General features: G+C 54.7%; 23 protein-coding genes and 1 riboswitch. Of the genes, 10 read left to right on the top strand and 13 right to left on the bottom strand.

Annotated elements, in window-relative coordinates; translation table 11 throughout:
* A complete protein-coding gene (locus ABU190_RS25675) occupies positions 1 to 1,107 on the top strand; it encodes an ABC transporter permease (RefSeq protein WP_271849854.1) in 1,107 nt (368 codons plus the stop codon).
* Positions 1,108 to 1,125: 18 nt separating this feature from the next.
* Here ABU190_RS25675 and ABU190_RS25670 read toward each other — a convergent pair whose 3' ends face one another.
* Positions 1,126 to 1,524 (bottom strand): YbhQ family protein, encoded by a 399-nt coding sequence (locus ABU190_RS25670; RefSeq protein ID WP_039077224.1) that lies wholly within the window; start codon positions 1,522 to 1,524, stop codon positions 1,126 to 1,128.
* A 132-nt stretch (positions 1,525 to 1,656) separates the two neighbouring features.
* Here ABU190_RS25670 and ABU190_RS25665 point away from each other — a divergent pair, with 132 nt between their 5' ends.
* The 3 genes from ABU190_RS25665 to ABU190_RS25655 are packed head-to-tail and all read left to right on the top strand — an operon-like array spanning position 1,657 to position 4,624.
* Positions 1,657 to 2,418 (top strand): endonuclease/exonuclease/phosphatase family protein, encoded by a 762-nt coding sequence (locus ABU190_RS25665; protein ID WP_354692758.1) that lies wholly within the window; start codon positions 1,657 to 1,659, stop codon positions 2,416 to 2,418.
* On the top strand, positions 2,415 to 3,659 hold the full coding sequence (gene clsB / locus ABU190_RS25660; RefSeq protein ID WP_039077226.1) for a cardiolipin synthase ClsB: 1,245 nt from the start codon (positions 2,415 to 2,417) through the stop codon (positions 3,657 to 3,659). Before ABU190_RS25665 ends, clsB begins: the two co-directional genes overlap by 4 nt.
* Positions 3,659 to 4,624 carry a YbhN family protein gene (locus ABU190_RS25655; RefSeq protein ID WP_335258027.1) on the top strand — a complete coding sequence of 322 codons (966 nt, stop codon included), beginning with the start codon at positions 3,659 to 3,661 and terminating at the stop codon, positions 4,622 to 4,624. Before clsB ends, ABU190_RS25655 begins: the two co-directional genes overlap by 1 nt.
* Here ABU190_RS25655 and ABU190_RS25650 read toward each other — a convergent pair whose 3' ends face one another.
* The 7 genes from ABU190_RS25650 to moaA all read right to left on the bottom strand — a co-directional run bounded on the left by ABU190_RS25650 (position 4,625) and on the right by moaA (position 8,892).
* The gene (locus ABU190_RS25650) at positions 4,625 to 5,326 is read right to left on the bottom strand and encodes a Bax inhibitor-1 family protein (RefSeq protein ID WP_354692757.1); all 702 of its coding nucleotides are present in this window, start codon (positions 5,324 to 5,326) and stop codon (positions 4,625 to 4,627) included. It abuts the gene before it with no gap.
* A gap of 95 nt (positions 5,327 to 5,421) precedes the next feature.
* Positions 5,422 to 6,129, bottom strand: a complete 708-nt coding sequence (locus tag ABU190_RS25645) for a Bax inhibitor-1/YccA family protein (RefSeq protein WP_039077229.1) — start codon at positions 6,127 to 6,129, stop codon at positions 5,422 to 5,424.
* A 58-nt stretch (positions 6,130 to 6,187) separates the two neighbouring features.
* Positions 6,188 to 6,640, bottom strand: a complete 453-nt coding sequence (moaE, locus tag ABU190_RS25640; RefSeq protein WP_039077230.1) for a molybdopterin synthase catalytic subunit MoaE — start codon at positions 6,638 to 6,640, stop codon at positions 6,188 to 6,190.
* A 1-nt stretch (position 6,641) separates the two neighbouring features.
* The gene (moaD, locus tag ABU190_RS25635; protein ID WP_354692756.1) at positions 6,642 to 6,887 is read right to left on the bottom strand and encodes a molybdopterin synthase sulfur carrier subunit; all 246 of its coding nucleotides are present in this window, start codon (positions 6,885 to 6,887) and stop codon (positions 6,642 to 6,644) included.
* Entirely contained in the window at positions 6,880 to 7,365 is a 486-nt protein-coding gene (gene moaC, locus ABU190_RS25630; RefSeq protein WP_107222938.1) for a cyclic pyranopterin monophosphate synthase MoaC, read from the bottom strand. The genes moaD and moaC overlap by 8 nt, the downstream gene beginning before the upstream one ends.
* 3 nt (positions 7,366 to 7,368) lie before the next feature.
* Positions 7,369 to 7,881, bottom strand: coding sequence for a molybdenum cofactor biosynthesis protein B (gene moaB, locus ABU190_RS25625; protein ID WP_354692755.1), 513 nt, complete (start codon positions 7,879 to 7,881; stop codon positions 7,369 to 7,371).
* A 21-nt stretch (positions 7,882 to 7,902) separates the two neighbouring features.
* Complete coding sequence (moaA, locus tag ABU190_RS25620; protein WP_155525415.1) at positions 7,903 to 8,892, bottom strand: GTP 3',8-cyclase MoaA; 990 nt, start codon at positions 8,890 to 8,892, stop codon at positions 7,903 to 7,905.
* Positions 8,880 to 9,024: riboswitch (molybdenum cofactor riboswitch) on the bottom strand. (Overlaps the previous gene by 13 nt.)
* Positions 9,025 to 9,250: 226 nt before the next feature.
* Between moaA and yvcK the strand changes: the two genes are divergently transcribed.
* The 4 genes from yvcK (at position 9,251) to pmrB (ending at position 13,665) form a co-directional block, all read left to right on the top strand.
* Positions 9,251 to 10,159 carry a uridine diphosphate-N-acetylglucosamine-binding protein YvcK gene (yvcK, locus tag ABU190_RS25615; RefSeq protein ID WP_271849859.1) on the top strand — a complete coding sequence of 303 codons (909 nt, stop codon included), beginning with the start codon at positions 9,251 to 9,253 and terminating at the stop codon, positions 10,157 to 10,159.
* A gap of 112 nt (positions 10,160 to 10,271) precedes the next feature.
* The gene (gene eptA, locus ABU190_RS25610) at positions 10,272 to 11,915 is read left to right on the top strand and encodes a phosphoethanolamine transferase EptA (RefSeq protein WP_354692754.1); all 1,644 of its coding nucleotides are present in this window, start codon (positions 10,272 to 10,274) and stop codon (positions 11,913 to 11,915) included.
* On the top strand, positions 11,912 to 12,583 hold the full coding sequence (pmrA, locus tag ABU190_RS25605) for a two-component system response regulator PmrA (protein WP_354692753.1): 672 nt from the start codon (positions 11,912 to 11,914) through the stop codon (positions 12,581 to 12,583). Before eptA ends, pmrA begins: the two co-directional genes overlap by 4 nt.
* Positions 12,584 to 12,585: 2 nt before the next feature.
* Positions 12,586 to 13,665, top strand: coding sequence for a two-component system sensor histidine kinase PmrB (pmrB, locus tag ABU190_RS25600; protein ID WP_354692752.1), 1,080 nt, complete (start codon positions 12,586 to 12,588; stop codon positions 13,663 to 13,665).
* Between the two features lie 190 nt (positions 13,666 to 13,855).
* Here pmrB and uvrB read toward each other — a convergent pair whose 3' ends face one another.
* Positions 13,856 to 15,877, bottom strand: a complete 2,022-nt coding sequence (uvrB, locus tag ABU190_RS25595) for an excinuclease ABC subunit UvrB (RefSeq protein ID WP_039077239.1) — start codon at positions 15,875 to 15,877, stop codon at positions 13,856 to 13,858.
* Positions 15,878 to 16,641: 764 nt separating this feature from the next.
* Between uvrB and ABU190_RS25590 the strand changes: the two genes are divergently transcribed.
* Complete coding sequence (locus ABU190_RS25590) at positions 16,642 to 17,364, top strand: ATP-binding cassette domain-containing protein (RefSeq protein ID WP_039077241.1); 723 nt, start codon at positions 16,642 to 16,644, stop codon at positions 17,362 to 17,364.
* Here ABU190_RS25590 and bioD read toward each other — a convergent pair.
* Genes bioD through bioB form a run of 4 tightly spaced genes read right to left on the bottom strand, consistent with a single transcriptional unit; the run spans position 17,306 to position 20,951 of the window.
* The gene (gene bioD, locus ABU190_RS25585; RefSeq protein ID WP_354692751.1) at positions 17,306 to 18,028 is read right to left on the bottom strand and encodes a dethiobiotin synthase; all 723 of its coding nucleotides are present in this window, start codon (positions 18,026 to 18,028) and stop codon (positions 17,306 to 17,308) included. The genes ABU190_RS25590 and bioD overlap by 59 nt on opposite strands.
* A complete protein-coding gene (gene bioC / locus ABU190_RS25580; protein ID WP_354692750.1) occupies positions 18,021 to 18,773 on the bottom strand; it encodes a malonyl-ACP O-methyltransferase BioC in 753 nt (250 codons plus the stop codon). Before bioC ends, bioD begins: the two co-directional genes overlap by 8 nt.
* Positions 18,760 to 19,914: an 8-amino-7-oxononanoate synthase gene (gene bioF / locus ABU190_RS25575; RefSeq protein WP_354692749.1), complete on the bottom strand. Its 1,155-nt coding sequence runs from the start codon at positions 19,912 to 19,914 to the stop codon at positions 18,760 to 18,762. The genes bioC and bioF overlap by 14 nt, the downstream gene beginning before the upstream one ends.
* Positions 19,911 to 20,951, bottom strand: a complete 1,041-nt coding sequence (bioB, locus tag ABU190_RS25570) for a biotin synthase BioB (RefSeq protein WP_107222944.1) — start codon at positions 20,949 to 20,951, stop codon at positions 19,911 to 19,913. Before bioB ends, bioF begins: the two co-directional genes overlap by 4 nt.
* Before the next feature lie 86 nt (positions 20,952 to 21,037).
* Between bioB and bioA the strand changes: the two genes are divergently transcribed.
* Entirely contained in the window at positions 21,038 to 22,327 is a 1,290-nt protein-coding gene (bioA, locus tag ABU190_RS25565; protein ID WP_354692748.1) for an adenosylmethionine--8-amino-7-oxononanoate transaminase, read from the top strand.
* The last annotated feature ends 17 nt before the right edge of the window (positions 22,328 to 22,344 follow it).

Genomic DNA, 22,344 nt, shown 5'->3' with positions numbered 1-22,344 from the left:
ATGTTTCATCGCTTATGGACACTGATTCGCAAAGAGTTGCAGTCGCTGCTGCGCGAACCGCAGACCCGCGCCATTTTGATTCTGCCGGTTGTTATCCAGGTGTTGCTGTTCCCGTTTGCCGCGACGCTGGAGGTCACTAACGCCACCATTGCCGTCTATAACGAAGATAACGGCAAACATGCGGTAGAGCTGACCCAGCGCTTTGCCAGGGCAAAAGCCTTCACCCATGTGCTGATGCTGAAAAGCCCGCAGGAGATTCGCCCGACAATCGACGAGCAAAAAGCGCTGCTGCTGGTGCGTTTTCCGGCTGACTTTTCCCGCAAGCTGGATACCTTCACCCAGGCACCGCTACAGCTTATTCTCGACGGACGAAACTCTAACAGCGCGCAGATTGCCGCCAATTACCTGCAAGCGATCGTCAAAGAATATCAACAGGAGCTGATAGAGGGGAAAACGAAGCCGAACAACAGTGAACTGGTGATCCGCAACTGGTACAACCCAAACCTCGATTACAAATGGTTCGTGGTGCCATCGCTTATCGCCATGATCACCACCATTGGCGTGATGATCGTCACCTCACTCTCGGTTGCTCGCGAACGGGAACAGGGCACGCTGGATCAACTGCTGGTCTCACCGCTGGCGACCTGGCAAATTTTTGTCGGCAAAGCGGTACCTGCGCTGGTGGTGGCGACTTTCCAGGCCACCATCGTGCTGCTCGCCGGGATCCTTGCCTATAAAATCCCCTTTGCCGGATCGCTACTGCTGTTCTATTTCACGATGCTGATTTACGGCTTGTCGCTGGTAGGGTTTGGCCTGCTGATCTCGTCCCTGTGCTCAACACAGCAGCAGGCGTTTATTGGGGTATTTGTCTTTATGATGCCCGCTATTCTGCTTTCGGGATATGTGTCGCCGGTCGAGAATATGCCGGTCTGGCTGCAGGATCTGACATGGATTAACCCTATCCGCCATTTTACGGACATTACCAAGCAGATCTATTTGAAGGATGCGAGCTTCGCGATTGTCTGGCAAAGCGTGTGGCCGCTACTGGTGATAACGGCCACCACGGGTTCAGCGGCCTATGCGATGTTCCGGCGTAAGGTGATGTAACCTTACGCCTCTCGCATCTTAAACTTTGAAGGATTTGGACGGGATACGCTTCTCTTTTGCCAGCAGGGAGACCACCGCTGGGCCTGCGAGGATAACCAGCCCGACCAGGGCCAGCAGCAGGTTGTTTTGCATGACGCGTGACAGCAGCCACAGCACGATCATGGCGACACCGAAATACCAGGTGGTGGTCAACTCTTCCAGAACATCACCAATGCCGCGCCAGCGCTCTTCGTGGTGGCGCTGCAAAAACAGCATCAACAGCACCGTTACGCTATAAAGGACGCACAGACCCAGGCCGACCCGCACCAGCGCGCCGCTCATCCAGGCTGTTACTAACACCGCCACAACCAGCATATGCAACATAATCTGCCAGCAACTCAGACCGGTTGCGACACGAACACGTTGTTGCCACTTCATGGCATCTCTCCTGACGAATTTTTCTCTTAACAAAGAGTACTGATATTTACAGAAAATTCCGTAACCCCGCATCTTTTTGTGACAGAGACTACAATTTATTTTCATCAGGATAGTGAGGCTGGCAGGAGAATTATGACCCAACAAACTCGTCAATTTTCATTGAAAGTACTCACCATAAATACCCATAAAGGCTTTACCGCCTTCAACCGGCGTTTCATTTTGCCGGAACTTCGCGACGCGGTGCGCACCGTCAGCGCCGATATTGTTTGCCTGCAAGAAGTGATGGGCGCGCATGAGGTTCATCCGCTGCATGTGGAGAACTGGCCGGATACCACCCACTACGAATTTCTTGCTGATGCTATGTGGAGCGATTACGCCTACGGGCGTAATGCTGTCTACCCTGAAGGCCACCACGGTAACGCCGTGCTTTCCCGTTTTCCTATCGAGCACTATGAGAACCGTGACGTGTCCGTGGGCGGCAGTGAAAAACGCGGCCTGCTCTATTGTCGTATCGTGCTGCCTGATATTGCGCGGCCGGTGCATGTGATTTGTGTGCATCTGGGCTTACGTGAAGTCCATCGCCAGGCACAGCTCACGATGCTGGCAGAATGGGTAAATTCGCTGCCGGAAAATGAACCGGTGGTGGTGGCTGGCGACTTTAACGACTGGCGGCAGCGGGCGAACCATCCGTTAAAAGTCCAGGCCGGGCTGGAAGAGATCTTTACCCGCGCCCATGGCCGCCCTGCCCGCACCTTTCCGGTCAGCCTGCCGCTGTTACGCCTGGACCGTATCTATGTCAAAAATGCTGGTGTTAGCTCGCCCACAGCACTGCCGCTGCGCAACTGGCGCCATTTATCCGACCATGCCCCTCTGAGTGCGGAGATCCACCTATGAAATGCACATGGAAAGAGGGTAATCGTATTGAGCTTCTCGAAAATGGCGAAAACTTTTACCCGGCGGTGTATGCCGCTATTGAGCAGGCACAGCAAAAAGTTATCCTCGAAACCTTTATCTGGTTTGAAGATGAAGTAGGACGTGAGTTGCATGCTGTTTTACTCAAAGCAGCCCGTCGCGGCGTGAACATCGAAGTGTTGCTCGACGGCTATGGCTCCCCCGATCTCAGCGATGAGTTCGTCAATACGCTCACCTCTGCGGGTGTCGTCTTCCGCTACTACGATCCCCGACCACGTCTGTTCGGTTTGCGGACCAATGTCTTTCGCCGCATGCACCGTAAAATCGTGGTGATCGATAACACGGTGGCGTTTGTCGGCGGCATTAATTATTCCGCTGAACATGTCACCAGCTACGGCCCCGAAGCCAAGCAGGACTATGCCGTACGGGTTGAAGGCCCGGTGGTGGCCGACATTTTGCAATTTGAAGTGGAAAATTTGCCTGAAAACGCGCCGGTCAGACGCTGGTGGCAACGACGTCGCCATCAGGCGGAGGATAACCGCACGCCCGGTGAAGCTCAGGCGCTGTTTGTCTGGCGCGACAATGACGATCACCGTGATGACATTGAACGCCACTACCTGAAAATGCTCGCCAATGCTAAGCGAGAAGTGATTATCGCCAATGCCTACTTCTTTCCCGGCTACCGCCTGCTGCATGCAATGAAAAACGCGGCCCGCCGGGGCGTACGCGTGAAGCTCATCGTACAAGGCGAGCCGGATATGCCAATCGTCAAAGTTGGCGCCGAGCTGCTCTATAACTATCTTTTGAAAGGGGGCGTTCAGGTCTACGAATATCGCCGTCGCCCACTGCATGGCAAAGTGGCGTTAATGGACGATCACTGGGCAACCGTCGGGTCGAGCAACCTTGACCCGTTAAGTCTGTCGCTAAATCTTGAAGCCAATCTGATCATTCACGATCGGGAATTCAACCAGACGCTGCGCGACAACCTCAACGCGATTATCGCCAAAGATTGCCTGCGTGTGGACGAATCGATGGCACCTAAGCGGACCTGGTGGAATCTCGCCAAGAGCGTGGTGGTGTTCCACTTCCTGCGCCATTTTCCTGCACTCGTTGGCTGGCTGCCCGCACATACGCCAAGGCTGGCCCAGGTGAAGCCCCCCATCCAGCCGGAAATAGAGACTCAGGATCGCGTCGCTTCTGAAAATTCCGGGGGGAAATCCTGATGGCGAAATCACATCCACGCTGGCGGCTGGCAAAAAAAGTTCTCACCTGGCTCTTTTTTATCGCCGTTGCCGTCCTGTTAGTGCTGTATGCCCAGAAGGTCAACTGGGATGATGTCTGGAAGGTTATTCACGACTATAACCGCATCGTGTTATTGGGTGCCGCCGCGCTGGTCGTGGTCAGTTATTTGATTTATGGCTGCTACGACCTGCTGGGTCGCGCCTATTGCGGACATAAACTGGCTAAACGCCAGGTAATGCTGGTGTCGTTTATCTGTTATGCCTTTAACCTGACGCTCAGCACCTGGGTGGGCGGGATCGGCATGCGTTATCGTCTCTATTCCCGCCTTGGATTACCCAGCAGCACCATCACGCGGATTTTCTCGCTCAGCATCACCACCAACTGGCTGGGTTATATTTTACTCGGCGGCATCATCTTCACTTTCGGTGTGGTGGACATCCCGGCGCACTGGTACATCTCTGACACTACGCTGCGCATTATTGGCGTGGTGCTGCTGCTCTTTATCGCCTTCTATCTGTGGGCCTGCGGCTTTGCGAAACGTCGCCATTTCACAATTAGAGGACAGAAGTTAGTGATTCCCTCGTGGAAATTTGCCCTTGCCCAGATGGCCATTTCCAGCGCCAACTGGATAGCTATGGGGGTGATTATCTGGCTGCTGATGGGGCACCAGGCCAACTTCTTCTTTGTGCTGGGCGTGTTGCTGGTCAGCAGTATCGCTGGCGTGATTGTCCATATCCCGGCGGGGATTGGCGTGCTGGAAGCCGTCTTTCTGGCACTGCTGGCCGGGGAACATATGTCACAAGGGGTTATCATCGCGGCCCTGCTGGCCTACCGCGTACTCTATTATTTTATCCCGCTACTGCTGGCGCTGATTGCCTATCTTGTACTGGAAAGTCGGGCGAAGAAACTGCGGGCGAAAAATGAAAAGGCGATGGCAAAAGGTTGATTAGCGGGAGCGTATGCCATCAATCACATAGCTTGCCAGACGTAGCAGTTCAAACACGAGACTGGCTATATTCAGCCAGACCCGCAATGCGCCATGGATGGCGCAGGCCTGTACCGTGGTAAATTGTTTCATATAGAGTTCGCGGGCGGATAGCTGAATCCGTGAACTGCTGCCCGCCGTTGTTAATCCAAACAGCAATACCATCGCCAGGCAGCCAATCCATTCCAATGGGCCATTGTGCAGCCCGATATTAAACAGCGCCGTCAGGCTAAGCCCCACCAGCAACATCAACAAATAATAGCCACCACCGCTGATATTGCTGCCCGCATAATGGGCGATAACCGCGCTGATGGCGAACATCGCGCCGGTTACGCCCAGCGCTAAGACGATTCCCGCCCAGGAGAAGATGCAGGCGAAAAGTAGCCCGGTCAGCAGGTTCATCAAGATGAGCCAGAACAGCGCCAGCGGCGTACTAAAGCGCTCAAAGAAGCAGTAAAGGAGAAGGCCGCTGATAAATAAGACGGCAATCATCACAAGGATGGCAGGGCCGGGAATAAACCACGCCCGAATAACGGGAAGATGCAGCGCCAGCCAGGCAACACCGATACCCAGCACCATGCCCGCAGCCAGCCACAGGCAGATATTAACGATAAGTTCCGTAGGTTTAATGTGCGGCGGCGAAAGCCAACCAAAAGGTTTCATCTCTTCTCCCTGAGGTGAACAAGCCGCACCCGGTTATGTCCGGGTGCGGCTTATGCTTTTCACTGGCTATCTGACGTACCCCGGCCAGGATAACATTAACGACGGTTGCCGAAGATACGCAACAGCATCAGGAACAGGTTGATAAAGTCGAGATAGAGCGTTAACGCCCCTAAAATCGAATATTTCCGCAAATGCGCTTTATCATTCACATCAAGCTGTGTGCCGATGTCTTTGAGTTTCTGAGTGTCATACGCGGTCAACCCGACAAAAATAACCACCCCGATATAGGTCACCGCCCACATCAGCGTTTCACTTTTCAGCCAGAAGTTAACCAGGGAAGCCAGAAGGATACCGATTAGCCCCATAAACAGCATACTGCCAAGACCGCTCAGGTCGCGTTTGGTGGTATAGCCGTAGAGGCTCATCGCGCCGAACATCCCGGCGGTAACAACAAAGGTCGCCGCAATAGACTCCGCGGTGTAGGCATACAGGATGCCCGAAAGCGTCAGCCCGGTCAGGGCGGAATAGAGCATAAACAGCGTGGTCGCCATGCCCGCGCTGAGTTTGTGGATCAGGCCGGAGAGCACAAAAACCAGCGCCAGTTGCGCAATAATCAGCCCGAAGAAGACCACCCGGCTGGAGTAGATAGCCATTAATACGGCTTCATTAAATACCGTATACCAGGCGATAAAAGCCGTCAGCAGTAGCCCACAGGTCATCCAACCATAGACCTGCGCCATATAGGTTTGCAAACCGGCACGGGCGGGTGAAACGATAGAATCGGAACGCGGGAATCTGTCCATAATGACGCCTCAAAAAGTGGATACCCATCTTCAAGATTAACACAATCCCGACAAAGCGTTACCAGCGTTGCGCCGCCTGTTTATCGCTATCGCGCGCCTCTACCCAGCGCTCACCCTGCGCCGTGGCTTCGCGCTTCCAGAACGGCGCACGCGTCTTAAGGTAATCCATAATGAACTGCCCTGCCTCAAAGGCGCTGCTGCGGTGTGCGCTGGTCACGCCGACGAAGACGATGTCGTCGCCAGGCCAGAGTTCGCCCACGCGATGAATCACCGTGACGTTACCAAGTGGCCAGCGCTCACGCGCATCATCAACAATCCCGGCCAGCGTCTTTTCAGTCATCCCCGGATAGTGTTCAAGCGTCAGAGCGCTGACATTATCGCCAAGGTTATGGTTACGCACTTTGCCGGTAAAGGTCACTACCGCGCCGTCTTCATCCCGCGCATTCAGCCATTGATACTCTTCGCCGACGTTAAACGGCGCGTGGCCAACCACGATACGTGTCTGCGCCATCTCAGCCTCCGGTCACCGGCGGAAAAAACGCCACTTCGTCGCCATCGGTAAGGGGAGTGTCCAGGCTCACCAGCGTCTGGTTTACCGCCGCCAGCAGTTTGCCCTCTTCCAGCGCCAGCGCCCAACGATCGTTACGCGCGGCAAGGTGTTGGCGTAACGCTTCGACAGATGGAAACACCTCGTCCAGCGTCAACCGGTCACACCCGGTCAGTTCGCGCACCTGCGCGAAAAAAAGTACATTAATCATTTGCTTCTACCTTGAAATCACCGGACTTACCGCCGCTTTTCGCCAGCAGACGTACCGGGCCAATGACCATATCCTTCTGCACGGCTTTGCACATATCGTAAATCGTCAATGCGGCTACCGACGCCGCCGTCAGCGCTTCCATTTCCACGCCCGTTTTGCCCGTCAGACGGCATAGCGACTCAATGCGAACCCGGTTATGTTCCGGCTGTGCCTGTAATTGCACTTCCACTTTGCTAAGCAACAGCGGGTGACACAGCGGAATCAAATCCCAGGTGCGTTTTGCCGCCTGGATGCCCGCAATACGCGCCGTGGCAAAGACATCACCTTTGTGATGGCTGCCGTCAATAATCATCGCCAGCGTTTGTGGTTGCATGGTGACAAACGCTTCGGCGCGCGCTTCCCGCACAGTTTCTGCTTTGGCGGAGACATCCACCATATGCGCTTCGCCGTCGGCGTTAATATGGGTCAGTTGCGACATAAATTAAGGCTTAATGTGGGAGTGAAAATTACACGGACGCGTGCTCGCATCGAGTTGCGGCGCGATGATATTGTCCCATGCGGTGCGACAGGCTTTGGTGGAGCCCGGCATCGCGAAAATCAGCGTTTTGTTGGCGATACCCGCCAGCGCACGTGATTGCAGCGTAGAGGTGCCTATCTCTTCGAAAGAGAGCATCCGGAACAGTTCACCAAACCCTTCTACTTCACGGTCAAACAGCGGCAATAAGGCCTCCGGCGCCTGGTCGCCCTCGGTAAAACCGGTGCCGCCGTTAATCAGCACCACCTGGACGTCATCGCTGGCAATCCACACTGAAACCTGCGCCCGAATGGCATAGCGATTCTCTTTGACAATGGCTTTCGCCACCACTTTATGCCCCGCCTCCAGCGCTGAGTCGCGCAGAAAATGGCCTGAGGTGTCATCCTCTTCGCCACGACGGCTGGAAACCGTAAGAATCGCGATACGGGTAGGGATAAATTCAGTACTAACCTGACTCATTGCTTTTTCTCCTTGCGGCCATTATCCGCCAATGTAAGACAGATTTTGCGTAATGCCGGTGTTACCCTGATGCAGAAAATGGGTCTGTTTTTTATGCGCAAGGGACGCGGCAATGCGCGCTTCCAGCGCGGCCTGCTGATAGTCATCCTGCAGCAGATCGCGCAGGTCTACGCCCCCGTCGCCAAACAGGCATAAATGCAGCTTGCCGACGGAAGAGACCCGCAGCCGGTTACAACTGGCGCAAAAGTCTTTTTCATAGGGCATGATGAGACCAATCTCTCCGGCATAGTCCGGGTGGCAGAAAACCTGTGCCGGACCGTCACTGCGGCTGCGCAGCTTCTGGATCCAGCCGCGTTTAAGCAGCTCGACGCGCAGCACATCGCCGGAGATATGGTGTTTTCGAAAGAGATCGCTGCCTTCGCCGGTTTCCATCAGTTCAATAAAACGCAGTTGAATGGGGCGAGGTTTGATCCAGGAAAGAAAGGTATCGAGCTGGTGGTGGTTGACATCGCGCATCAGCACGGTATTGACTTTGACCTTCTCAAAGCCTGCCGCAAAAGCAGCATCAATGCCGTCCATCACCTGCTTAAACTTATCCTGACCGGTAATCGCGAAAAACTGGCGAGCGTCGAGACTGTCGACGCTGACGTTAATCGCCGTCAGCCCGGCATCACGCCAGTGCGCCACATCGCGCGCCAGCCGATAGCCGTTCGTGGTGACGGCAATCTGGCGGATGGCGTGGTTTTCCCGCACGGCAGCAATAATGTCGGTAAAGTCGCGACGCAGCGAAGGTTCGCCACCGGTCAGACGGACTTTCTCTGTCCCCATAGCAGAAAACGCACGCGTAACGCGACGAATCTCCTCGAGGCTGAGAAAACCTTTATTGGTGACGCCACCTGGCTTGTAGCCGTTGGGCAGGCAGTAAGTGCAACGGAAGTTGCATACATCAGTGATCGACAAACGCAAGTAAAAGAACTTACGCGCGAACGTGTCAGTCAGTTGTGTGGCCATGTACACCTTTCCAAATACGGGAGATGCAGTCATTTCTTCCTGCACCCTGGCGGCTGATACCGGTGGTATCGCCACGGCCAAAGCACCATATCGTCAGACGTAGGTACAGAGGCTAGAGTGTATGTTGTGCGTAACGAGATAAATTCGTTATGGCGATAGTAGCGCGAAGCGTTTTGTTTCGCCAACATCATTATCGCTATATAAACATGCATATAGCGACATGATCGCGCATTTTCATAACAGAGTACGTGAAACTCCGTTTTTTGCTTTGATATACGTCATTTTCCACCCTGCGCGGCATCGTCATTAGGTGGTATTTAGGTTAACGTAGCGCGGTAATCATTTATAAGGAAGGTTTATGCGTAATCGCACTCTTGCGGATCTGGATCGCGTTGTTGCGCTTGGCGGTGGGCACGGTCTGGGCCGCGTGATGTCAGCTTTATCATCGTTAGGTTCACGACTCACCGGTATTGTGACGACCACCGATAACGGCGGTTCTACCGGGCGGATTCGCCGCTCTGAGGGAGGGATCGCCTGGGGCGATATGCGCAACTGTTTAAACCAGCTTATTACCGAACCCAGCGTCGCTTCGGCGATGTTTGAGTACCGTTTTAGCGGTAATGGCGAACTTTCCGGCCATAACCTCGGAAACTTGATGTTAAAGGCGTTAGATCACCTCAGCGTGCGCCCTCTGGAGGCGATCAATCTCATTCGCAACCTGCTCAAGGTCGATGCGTTTCTTATTCCGATGTCTGAACAACCCGTTGATTTAATGGCAACAGACAACGAAGGCCATATGGTCTATGGCGAAGTGAATATCGACCTGCTGGAATCCCCGGTGCAGGAACTGATGCTGTTTCCCAAAGTACACGCCACGCGGGAAGCCGTTCAGGCGATTGCCGAGGCGGATCTGATTTTAATTGGTCCGGGGAGTTTTTATACCAGCCTGCTGCCTTTACTACTGCTGGAAGACCTTTCTCAGGCGCTGCGCCGCACCCCGGCGCCCGTGGTCTATATCGGAAATCTTGGCAGAGAATTGAGCGTGGCCGCCGCCAACCTGACGCTTAAAGATAAGCTTACGATCATGGAGCAGTATGTGGGTAAACCGATCATTGATGCCGTTATCGTTGGTCCGAAAGTGGATGTCTCTGCGGTTTCCGACCGGGTTGTTATTCAGGGGGTTCTGGACGCCAGCGATATCCCTTATCGTCATGACAGGCATTTGTTGCGTGAAGCGCTGGAAAAAGCGGTTCAGGCGCTGGGTTAATCGCGCAGCGAGCACGATTTGTGCTCGCGCCATCACGTTTCCTTAATTTCTTAAGGTTGTCTTAAAGATCTTTGTCCAGAATAGTTATCCTGTCTTTGTCAGGATCGTTGTCATGCCTACTTTTCGTCTTCGCCGGCCTAGCTTAAGCCGCCTGAGCTTTCTGATTTTGTTCGCGCTTTATATCGCAGTGATTTTAAACATCGCGTTTTATCGCCAGGCATTTAGATTATTGCCGGTAGACTCATTGCATAACGCGCTGGTATTTGCCTCCATGCCCATCGTGGCCTTTAGCGTCATCAATATTGCGCTCACTCTGACCTCGTTTTTACGCCTGGACCGTCTGACGATCAGCCTCTTTATCCTGGTCAGCGCGGCGGCGCAATATTTCATCATGAGCTTTGGCATTATTATCGACCGCTCAATGGTGACCAATATTCTCGATACCACCCCGGCAGAGAGTTTCGCCCTGCTATCGCCACGTATGGTTGTGGTGCTGCTGCTCTCAGGCGCGTTAATGGTGCTTATCGCCTGGTGGATTAAAATCAAAGCGCCGGTCCCGGCCTGGCGGAGTATTATCAGCCGCCTCGTGAGCATTGCGGTTTCTGCATTACTGATCGTTTTCGTCGCGCTGCTGTTCTATAAAGATTACGCCTCACTGTTTCGCAATAATAAAGAACTGGTTAAATCCCTCAGCCCGTCAAACAGCATCACCGCAGGTTTATCCTGGTATAGCCATCATCGCATGGATAATTTGCCGCTGGTGCGTATCGGTGAAGATGCACAACAACGTGTGCAGATGCAAAACGGCCCGCGTAAGAATCTGACCATCTTGATCGTGGGTGAAACCTCGCGTGCCGCCAACTTTTCCCTGGGTGGATATGCTCATGAGACCAACCCGCGTTTAAAACAGGATAATGTGGTCTATTTCCCGAACACCACCTCCTGCGGGACGGCAACGGCCATTTCCGTGCCCTGCATGTTCTCTAATATGCCGCGCCAGAATTACGACGAAGAACTGGCCCATCATCAGGAAGGATTGCTGGATATTATTCAGCGCGCGGGTATTCAGGTATTGTGGAATGAAAACGACGGCGGTTGCAAAGGCGCCTGCGATCGCGTTCCTCATCAGGATGTGACTGCGCTGAATCTGCCGGGGTTATGTATTGACGGTGAATGTCAGGATGAAGCGTTATTTCATCAGCTCGAAGACTATATCAATAATCTGCAACATGACGGCGTCATTGTATTGCACACCATTGGTAGCCACGGGCCAACCTACTATAACCGCTACCCGGCGGCATTTCGTAAATTTACCCCGACCTGCGATACCAGCCAGATTCAGACCTGCACGCAGGAACAACTGGTGAACACTTACGACAACACCATTTTGTACATTGATTATATTGTCGACAAAGCCATTAAATTACTGCAATCGAAACAGGATAAATTCACCACCAGCCTGGTTTACCTTTCCGACCATGGTGAATCGCTGGGTGAAGACGGTGTCTATTTACACGGTTTGCCTTATTCCATCGCCCCGGAAACGCAAAAACATATTCCGATGCTTATTTGGCTGTCTGAGGATTATCAAAAGCGTTACGGCGTAGATAATCAGTGCCTGCAAAAAGAGGCACAGCAAAAGAACTTTTCGCAGGATAATCTCTTCTCGACCATGTTGGGTATGACAGGGGTCAGTACGAAGGAATACCGTGCGCAAGATGATATTTTGACTGCCTGTCGTGGAGAGCCGAAATGAAAATTCTGGTCGTCGAAGATGATGCACTGTTATTACAGGGATTGATTCTGGCCATGCAAAGTGAAGGATACGCCTGCGATGGCGTATCCACCGCTCATGAAGCGGGCCTGAGTCTGGCAACCGGACACTACAGTCTGATGGTGCTTGACCTTGGTCTTCCGGACGAAGATGGCCTCCATTTTCTGGAGCGTGTTCGCCGCGAGAAATTCACGCTGCCGGTATTAATTTTGACCGCCAGGGACACGCTCTCCGATCGTATTTCCGGGCTGGACACCGGTGCGGATGATTATCTGGTTAAGCCCTTCGCACTCGAAGAGCTTAACGCACGTATTCGTGCCCTGCTGCGGCGTCACAATAATCAGGCAGACAGCGAATTAACAAGCGGTAATTTGCGGCTGAATTTGACCCGCCGTCAGGTATGGCTCAGCGAAGAGTTACTGGAGCTTACGCCAAAAGAGTATGCGTTGCTGTCACGCCTGCTGATGAAAGTGGGTACGCCGGTACACCGTGAAATTCTCTATAACGACATTTACAACTGGGACAACGAACCGGCGACGAATACGCTGGAAGTGCATATCCATAACCTGCGTGACAAAATCGGCAAATCGCGTATCCGTACCGTGCGCGGCTATGGGTATATGTTGATCCACGCCGATAAACAGGAATAAGCATGGCGATCTTTCAATTCAGGGACTGGTCAATGCGAAGCCGCTTGCTGCTCACCGTCGGGGCCATTCTGGTGGTGTGTCAACTGGTCAGCGTGTTCTGGCTATGGCATGAGAGCAAAGAGCAAGTCCAGCTATTGGTGGAAAGCGCGATTCACAGCCATAACAACCATAAACAGGTGGAGCATGAAGTGCACGAAGCGGTCGCCAGTCTGCTGGTGCCAAGCCTGCTGATCATTGGTCTCGCCCTGCTGCTCTGTTTTAAAGCGTTGAAAACCATAACCCGCCCTCTTTCAGCATTACAGCGCGAGCTGGATGCGCGTGCGCCGGGCAACCTTGAACCCATCGTTCTGGAAAACCCGGTCCGTGAGGTGGAGGCCGTTGCCTCTGCCATCAATCAACTGGTTTCACGCCTTACCGTCACACTGGATCGCGAACGTCTGTTTACCGCCGACGTAGCCCATGAGTTGCGTACGCCGCTGGCAGGTCTGCGCCTGCACCTGGAATTGATGGCCAAAAGCCATGCTCTGGATGTCGCCCCCCTGCTCCAGCGTCTGGACCAGATGACCGAAAATATTGCCCAGTTGCTACAACTCGCCCGCGTCGGGCAATCTTTTTCCGCTGGCAGCTATCAGCAGGTGATGCTGATGGAAGATGTGGTCATGCCGGTCCACAGTGAGCTGGAGAGAATGCTGCACACCCGTCAGCAGCACTTACAGTTGCCGGAAATGACAGAAGATATCGCCGTGGCAGGCGATGCCACACTCTTGCAGGTGCTGCTGCGAAATCTGGTGGAAAACGCCCACCGGTACAGCCCGCCCGGCACCACCATTACCGTGAGCCTTATTGCTGGCCCGACGCCGGTTCTGTCGGTGGAAGATGAGGGTTCAGGCGTGGATGAATCCCGCAGCGGAGAGTTAAGCAAAGCTTTTGTGCGAATGGATAGTCGCTACGGTGGATCAGGGCTTGGATTGAGTATCGTTTCACGCATCGCACAGCTTCATGACGCGCAATTCTTCTTACACAACCGTCAGCCTGGCCCTGGCGTTCGCGCATGGGTGAAACTCAACCCCATTGCACGTTAAGGGGAACTCAGTAAGACAGCACCCAGATATGGGTAAAACCGATGATAATGGCGAGGGACAGGGCAACGGCCAGATATTGAGCCAGATTTTCTTTGTGCATAGATACTCTCCTGATTTTTCACAGGAGAGTAATCGGCTTTCATTAAGTAAACATTAAGATGCACAGGTGAATTTCGTGAGCGGCATCGTGTTACGAGGCGGCAATAAACAATTCCCGCAATTGATGCAGTTGATCGCGGCATTTCGCCGCCTCTTCGAATTCGAGATTCTGCGCATGCTGCATCATCTGCCCTTCCAGCTCGTGAATTTTCTGCTGCAGCGCTTTCGGGGTTAATGCCAGTTCGGCAGCTTCCACCTGAGCCGGTGTGCGCGATTTACCGCGACCTTTGCCTTTGGTCTTCGCCAGGCTTTCGCCGAGGCTCAGAATATCCACCACTTTTTTGTTCAACCCTTGCGGGGTGATGCCGTGTTCTTCGTTGTACTGCTGCTGTTTCTCGCGACGACGCTCGGTTTCCCCCATCGCCTTCGCCATGGATGGGGTAATCTTGTCGCCATAGAGAATAGCCTTCCCGTTGACGTTACGCGCCGCACGACCTATGGTCTGAATCAGCGAACGCTCCGAACGCAGGAACCCTTCTTTATCCGCATCCAGAATTGCCACCAGCGACACTTCCGGCATATCCAGCCCCTCACGCAACAAGTTGATGCCCACCAGCACATCAAACTCGCCAAGGCGTAAATCGCGGATAATCTCCATACGTTCGACCGTATCGATGTCGGAGTGCAGGTAACGCACCCGCTCACCGTGTTCTTCCAGATATTCGGTCAGATCTTCCGCCATGCGTTTGGTCAGTGTCGTGACCAGCACACGCTCGTTAATGGCGGCGCGTATGCGGATCTCGGAGAGCAGATCGTCCACCTGGGTTGCCACCGGTCGCACTTCGATAATCGGATCGAGCAACCCGGTCGGGCGCACAACCTGGTCAATCACATCGCCACCTGATTTTTCCAGCTCATAGTTGCCCGGCGTCGCCGATACATAAATGGTTTGCGGTGCCAGCGCTTCGAACTCTTCGAATTTCAGTGGGCGGTTATCCAGCGCTGACGGCAGACGGAAACCGTACTCCACCAGCGTCTCTTTACGCGCGCGGTCGCCGCGGAACATACCGCCAATTTGCGGAATGGTGACGTGGGATTCATCAATCACCAGCAGGCCATCCGCCGGAAGATAATCAAACAGCGTCGGCGGCGGCTCGCCCGGCCCGCGCCCGGAAAGGTAGCGCGAATAGTTTTCGATGCCGGAGCAATAGCCCAACTCATTCATCATTTCCAGATCAAACTGGGTGCGCTGGGTCAGCCGCTGTTCTTCCAGCAGCTTATTATTCTCCAGCAGCACTTTGCGCCGGTCGGCCAACTCGACCTTGATCTCTTCCATCGCCTGAACGATGCGCTCACGCGGCGTGACGTAGTGAGTTTTGGGATAGACCGTAAAACGCTGGATGGTCGACTCAACGTGCCCGGTCAGCGGATCAAACAGCGACAAGCGCTCAACCTCTTCATCAAACAGCTCAACGCGCAGGGCAATATCGTCCGATTCCGCCGGGAAGATATCGATCACCTCGCCGCGTACGCGAAAGGTGCCGCGCTGAAACGCCTGATCATTGCGGGTGTACTGCAACTCCGCCAGCCGACGCAGTATGGAGCGCTGATCGATGATCATCCCTTTTGTCAGGTGCAGCATCATCTTCAGGTACAGGTCCGGATCGCCCAGACCGTAAATCGCGGAGACCGATGCCACCACAATGACATCCCGACGTTCAAGCAGCGCTTTAGTGGCCGACAGTCGCATCTGCTCAATGTGTTCGTTCACCGAGGCATCTTTCTCAATAAACGTGTCCGAACTCGGCACATAGGCTTCCGGCTGATAGTAGTCGTAGTAAGAGACGAAATATTCCACGGCGTTATCCGGGAAGAACTCTTTCATCTCGCCATACAACTGTGCCGCAAGGGTCTTGTTCGGTGCCAGCACCATCGTCGGGCGCTGTAAATCGGCAATCACATTCGCCACGGTGAACGTTTTCCCTGAACCGGTCACGCCCAGCAAAGTCTGATGAGCCAGACCGTCTTCGAGCCCTTCTTCCAGGCGACGAATAGCTTCTGGCTGATCGCCGGAGGGACGAAAAGCGGAATTCAGTTTGAATGGTTTACTCATGGACGGCTACCTGATGAAGGAATGAGCGGGCAGGAAAGTAATTTTACTCACCACAGCGAGATTTGCCAATAAAAAATACTGGATGTAAAAACAGTGGCATAATCAGGAATCTCTTCTACTCACTGGCCCGGCACGATGAGCGCACCTCGAAAATCACCTGGGACGGTACAAAACACCAGCAAAAGCGGGTTATCCCCAGAACATTTCCTTTTTTAACACTTGTCAAGACAGGTAATGAAAGTTTTGTGGCAGTGGGTGACAGATTTCTTACAAGGATTGCTTTTATTTAACCAATTAAAAAATAAAGGAATATCTTAAAAGACGCCTTTCGCAGCAATTCAGGCGCAAGCCGCGTATTTACTCGCTTCTCGCACTTTTTCTAACTCTAATGCACAAGGTTATCCACAGGAATAGTGGATAACTGCTTCCAGCCCATATGCCTCGCCTGTCGCCAAAAACCACCCGGTAGCCTCTTTGAGGTCAATAAAAAAATTTTCTCGCTTATTTTCGCAGAATATCTGCTAACGAATCGGTGAATTATCATGCGATCCTGCTCACATTTCACCAATTGATTGCACCATTTCCCGCCATCCCTGGCACTGTCAAAGAGCATATATTTTCGCCTGCCACCCGCAAAACGCACTTTTACTCTCTTATTCATCAGCAGGTTCCGAAAAAAATCTCGCTTTTAGGTTCTGGCAAGGCTTTTGCACAGACTTTTACAACATCTTCTCTGTCACCCGATCAGAGATAAGGAGCGAACCGTGTTGAGCTTACGTGCAGTCAATCAGTATTACGGCAATCAACATACGCTGTGGAATGTCGATCTCGACCTCTCCCCCGGCGTATGCACCTCTGTCATTGGCCTCCCTGGGATGGGCAAGACGACGCTTATCAATTGCATTACCGGTTATCTGCCCGTGGAGAGCGGTAGCATGGTCTGGCAAGAAGCGGGGGCGCCGCCCAGGGATTTACTCAACTTGCAGGCGGAGCATCGCAGCGCAATGGGCATAGGCTATGTTCCCCAGGACAGGCGGATATTTTCACAAATGACCGTTGAGGAGAACCTGCATATCGCCATGCTGGCCTCTGGTGAGCCGCGCAGTACCGTCAATCGTGAGATCTATGACCTGTTTCCCGAACTCTACGGGCTACGTCAGGTGAAAGGCGCAGGGTTGTCTGAGGATAATCAGCACCAACTGGCGATGGCGCGCGCACTCGTGAATCGCCCGCGGCTGTTGATTCTGGACGAACCCACACGCGGGCTTGGACAGGCGTTCATCCATAAACTCGGCAATTTACTTGTCCGGCTCAACCAGGATTTCGGTATGACTATCCTGCTGGCCGAACAGCATCTGTCGTTTATACGCCGGGTTGCTGACCGTTTCTGCCTGTTACATCGTGGTCGTAACGTCGCCGAAGGGGATGTCAGACAGCTTGACGATCAGCTTCTGTCGCACTGGATGTCGCCTGATTCAGCACGTTGAGATCGAGATAATGACCGTTTTGTGTAGCGAACGGCGCGTGGGCAAGCCAGGGAATTTCTCCCATCAGAGGTGCCTTTAACACGCGCCGTAGCGTCGCAAGATACTCGGTATGCCGTTTACCTGGCGGCTGAACATCATTGGCAATCCAGCCAGCAAAACGTAATCCCGCCTGCTCTATCGCCTGTGCGGTCAACATTGCATGGTTAATACACCCAAGTTTAACGCCCACCACCAGAATCACCGGCAATTGCTCAGCCACCACCCAATCGGCAAAAGTGAATGTCTCTGAAAGCGGCGTAAACCACCCACCAGCCCCTTCTGTCAGTATCCAGTCGGCCTTCGCTTCCAGTGCCCGCAGCCCTGCAGACATCCCCTCAAGCGTAACAGGTGTATCCGACTCTGCGCTGACAATGTGCGGCGATGTCGGCTCGGCAAAAGTCCAGGGGTTTACCTGGTCGTAATCGAGCATCACACTGCTGTTGTGCTGCAAAGCCAGCGCGTCACTGTTGCGCAGCCCCTGTGCGGTCATGTCACTGCCCGAGGCCACCGGTTTGTAACCTGCACTTCGCAGCCCCCGAAGATTTGCCGCTTGCAAAAGCGCGCAGCTCGCCACCGTTTTTCCGACCTCAGTGTCCGTGCCGGTGACAAAATAGCGTTCAGTCACGCGTGATAACTCCCCAGAAAAGTTGATAGGTCAGCGGGAATGCTCCCTGCTGTTGCGGCCAGGCCAGTTGCAAGCGTTGTAGCCCCCCTCGCGTAAGCCCTTGCCTGCGTCCGGCATGCAGATGGGTCGCCCCAACCCCTTTAAGCGATCGCATGGCCTCCAGGGCCCCCGCAAAATAGAGCGTGACGGGCTCAATGCCCGCCTGATAGCGCCAGCCGGATAGCGCATCGTGGAGTTGCGTAGCGGCCAGAAAGCGATTGGCATGAGGCTGGTCATCAATCGCGCGCCATGCCTCATTCAATTCAGGTAACGAACCGCTCACCAGGGTGGTAAACGCAATTTTCCCACCGGGGCGCACCACGCGGTATAACTCCGCCAGCGCCTGACGTACATCGTCACACCACTGCACCGCCAGGTTACTCCAGGCAAGACAAAATTCAGCGCGGGCAAAAGGCATGGCTTCGATATCCGCCAGCACATAGCGTTCTGCCGCCTGTCTGCGCCGGGCCTCGTCCAGCATGGGCGCAGAGATATCCAGTGCCGTCACCCGCGCCCCCTGCTCTCGCCAGTAGCGACTCAGCAATCCCGGCCCGCAGCCGGCATCCAGCACCTGTTCAACAGGGGCTGAAGGGAGACGGGAAAGCAGTAATTCTGCGCTTTGTTGCTGCAATCCGTTGTGTTGGTCGTAGCGGTGGGCGGCGCGACCGAAGGTCTCGGCGATGGCTTGTTTATCAACGCGCGTCATGCAAAATCTCCAGCAACTGCGTAATGTCTTGCGGCTCATGGGCGGCAGTGAGCGTTAAGCGCAACCGGGCGGTACCTGGCGGGACGGTTGGCGGGCGAATCGCGGTTACCCAAAAACCGTTCGCCCGTAACTGCGCGGCCAGGTGCAGCGCACGGCTGTTTTCACCCACAATCAGCGGCTGAATAGCACTGTCAGATGCTGTCACCTGGAGTTTCTGCGCCTGTGCACCGGCACGGAATTGTGCAATCAGCGCATTCAGTTTATGGCGGCGTTGTGCGCCTTCTTCGGATCGAATAACAGCAAGCGAGGCGCTAATTGCCACGGCCTGAGCGGGCGGCATACTGGTGCTGTAAATCAGATGGCGGGCGAACTGTGTCAGATAATCGGCCAGCGATTCGCTACACAGCACCGCCGCACCGCTCACGCCAACCCCTTTGCCGAACGTGACAATCAGGATATCCGGCGTGACCTGGCGGGCGTGGCAGCTACCGCGCCCCTCGTCACCGCATACGCCAATACCGTGCGCATCGTCGACCATCAGCCAGCCATTTGCCTGTCGGGTCGCCAGGGCGATGTCAGCCAGCGGCGCGCTGTCGCCGTCCATACTGAACACCCCTTCGGTAACAACCAGTTGTTCGCCACCGTTCGGTTTTGCCAGCAGAGCCGCAAGATGCGTGGCGTCGTTATGGGCAAAGCGGCGTAGTTCTGCCGGGCTGAGGCTGGCCGCTTCCAGCAACGAGGCGTGGCTTAGCCTGTCGGCAACAATACGGTCCTCTTTCTTACCCAGCGCGGCAATCACCGCCTGATTAGCAGCGAATCCCGAGATAAACAGCAGTGCGCGCGGATACCCCAGCCAGTCGGCAAGCCCGGCCTCAAGCTGTTGATGTGCCAGGGTGTAGCCGCTCACGTGACCAGAACCGCCGCTGCCAACCCCGTATTTATCTGCCCCCTGTTGCCAGGCGCGAACAACCGCCGGATGCTGGCTTAAACCCAGATAATCGTTACTGGAAAAGTTGCGATAGCGCTGCCCGTCGCGAACCAGCCAGCGCCCGACCCCCTGCGCCACGCACTGGCGTGTGCGCAAGGCGTCAACCTGTTGACGGTCCGCTAACGCCTCATCGATGCGCTTTTGCCAGCTCATAGCGCAGCCGCGTTGTAATACTGATCGGTATCCGCATGCACGAGCTGCTGTTCCAGTTGTTCCTGCTGCGCTCTGTCGCCGTTGAGCACCCCGGTCTGCTGCGGATTCAGCCCCAGCTTACGGAACAGTTGCAGGTCTTTGTCCTCTTCCGGGTTGGGGGTGGTCAGCAACTTACAACCGTAGAAAATGGAGTTTGCCCCGGCCATAAAGCACATGGCCTGAGTCTGTTCGTTCATCTGCTCGCGCCCTGCGGACAGACGCACATACGAGGTGGGCATCATGATACGGGCAACGGCGATGGTACGGATAAAATCAAAGGCGTCGACATCCTCATTTTCCGCCAGCGGCGTGCCTTTCACTTTTACCAGCATGTTGATAGGTACGCTTTCCGGCGGTGTGGGCAAGTTTGCCAGTTGCAGCAGTAACCCGGCGCGATCGGTGACCGTTTCGCCCAGCCCCACAATGCCGCCAGAGCAGACCTTGATTCCCGCGCCACGCACTTTATCAAGCGTATCCAGGCGCTCCTGATAGGTTCGGGTGGTGATGATGTTGCCGTAGAATTCCGGTGAGGTGTCCAGGTTGTGGTTGTAGTAATCCAGCCCGGCATGCGCCAGACGCTGCGCCTGACTGTCAGTGAGCGTACCGAGCGTCATGCAGGCTTCCAGGCCCATTGCCTTAACTCCTTCGACCATCTGTTCCAGATACGGCATATCGCGATCATTCGGGTTCTTCCAGGCCGCGCCCATACAAAAGCGCGTTGAACCGGCGTTTTTCGCCTTACGGGCCGAGTCCAGCACCTGCTCCACCTCCATCAATCTTTCTGCATCCAGCCCGGTTTTATAACGGGCGCTTTGCGGACAGTATTTGCAATCTTCCGGGCAGGCCCCGGTCTTGATCGAAAGTAGCGTGCTGACCTGCACCTGACGAGGATCAAAATGCTGGCGGTGAACCTGTTGCGCTTCAAACAGCAGTTCCAGCAGCGGTTTTTCAAACAGGGAGGTGACTTGCGACATTGTCCAGCGTGTCTGGTGAGCCATTGGGCTTCTCCAAAGGGTGTTGTTAAATCTCGATTCGGGTTATACTTGTAAACCTAAATGTTTTTAATTTGGTTTACAAGTCGATTATGACAACGGACGATCTTGCCTTTGACCAGCGCCATATCTGGCACCCGTACACTTCCATGACCTCTCCATTGCCGGTTTATCCGGTGCAATCCGCACAAGGATGCGAACTGACACTGGCCAGCGGCGAGCGGCTGGTAGACGGGATGTCTTCCTGGTGGGCCGCCATTCACGGCTACAATCACCCGGTACTGAACGCGGCGATGAAAGCGCAAATTGATGCCATGTCGCACGTGATGTTTGGCGGCATCACCCACCAACCCGCCATCGCCCTGTGCCGTAAGCTGGTGGCGATGACCCCGGACAAACTGGAGTGTGTTTTCCTCGCTGATTCTGGCTCGGTGGCCGTGGAAGTGGCGATGAAAATGGCCCTGCAATACTGGCAGGCGAAAGGCGAACCCCGGCAGCGGTTTCTCACCTTCCGTAACGGCTACCACGGCGACACCTTTGGCGCGATGTCGGTGTGCGACCCGGACAATTCCATGCACAGCCTGTGGCAGGGCTACCTGCCGGAAAACCTCTTCGCCCCCGCGCCGCAAAGCCGTTTCGATGGTGAATGGGACGAGCGCGATATGGTGGGTTTTGCCCGCCTGATGGCGGCGCATCGCCATGAGATCGCCGCGGTGATCCTTGAGCCCATCGTGCAAGGCGCCGGGGGGATGCGCATGTACCACCCTGAGTGGCTTAAGCGGATCCGTAAAATGTGCGACCGGGAAGGGATATTGCTGATTGCCGATGAGATTGCCACCGGCTTTGGTCGCACTGGCAAGCTGTTTGCCTGCGAACACGCCGGGGTTGCCCCGGATATTCTCTGTCTTGGCAAGGCCTTAACCGGCGGCACAATGACGCTTTCCGCCACGCTTACGACGCGCCATGTGGCCGAGACAATTAGCAACGGCGAAGCGGGCTGCTTTATGCACGGCCCGACGTTTATGGGCAATCCGCTGGCCTGTGCGGCGGCAACGGCCAGTCTCGGCCTACTGGAAAGCGGTGAATGGCAATCCCAGGTGGCCGCGATTGAATGCCAGTTACGCGACGAGCTCGCAGCGGCGAGCGATAGCGCCAATGTGGCTGACGTTCGCATACTGGGCGCAATCGGCGTGGTGGAGACCAGGCGACCTGTGAACATGGCGGCGCTGCAACGTTTCTTTGTCGGGCAAGGCGTATGGATCCGCCCGTTTGGCCGCCTCATTTACCTGATGCCGCCTTATGCGATAAGCCGCGAACAGTTGACGCGCTTAACCCAGGCCGTGAATGCCGCCGTCGCCATGGACGAGATGTTCATTGTCTGATTTAACGCCCACCGGAT

Origin of the sequence: Phytobacter sp. RSE-02 (assembly GCF_040578655.1) — a bacterium.
Taxonomy (GTDB): Bacteria; Pseudomonadota; Gammaproteobacteria; order Enterobacterales; family Enterobacteriaceae; genus Phytobacter; species Phytobacter diazotrophicus.
Note: the sequence above shows the minus strand (reverse complement) of the source record. Positions and strands in the feature narration are given on the sequence as shown.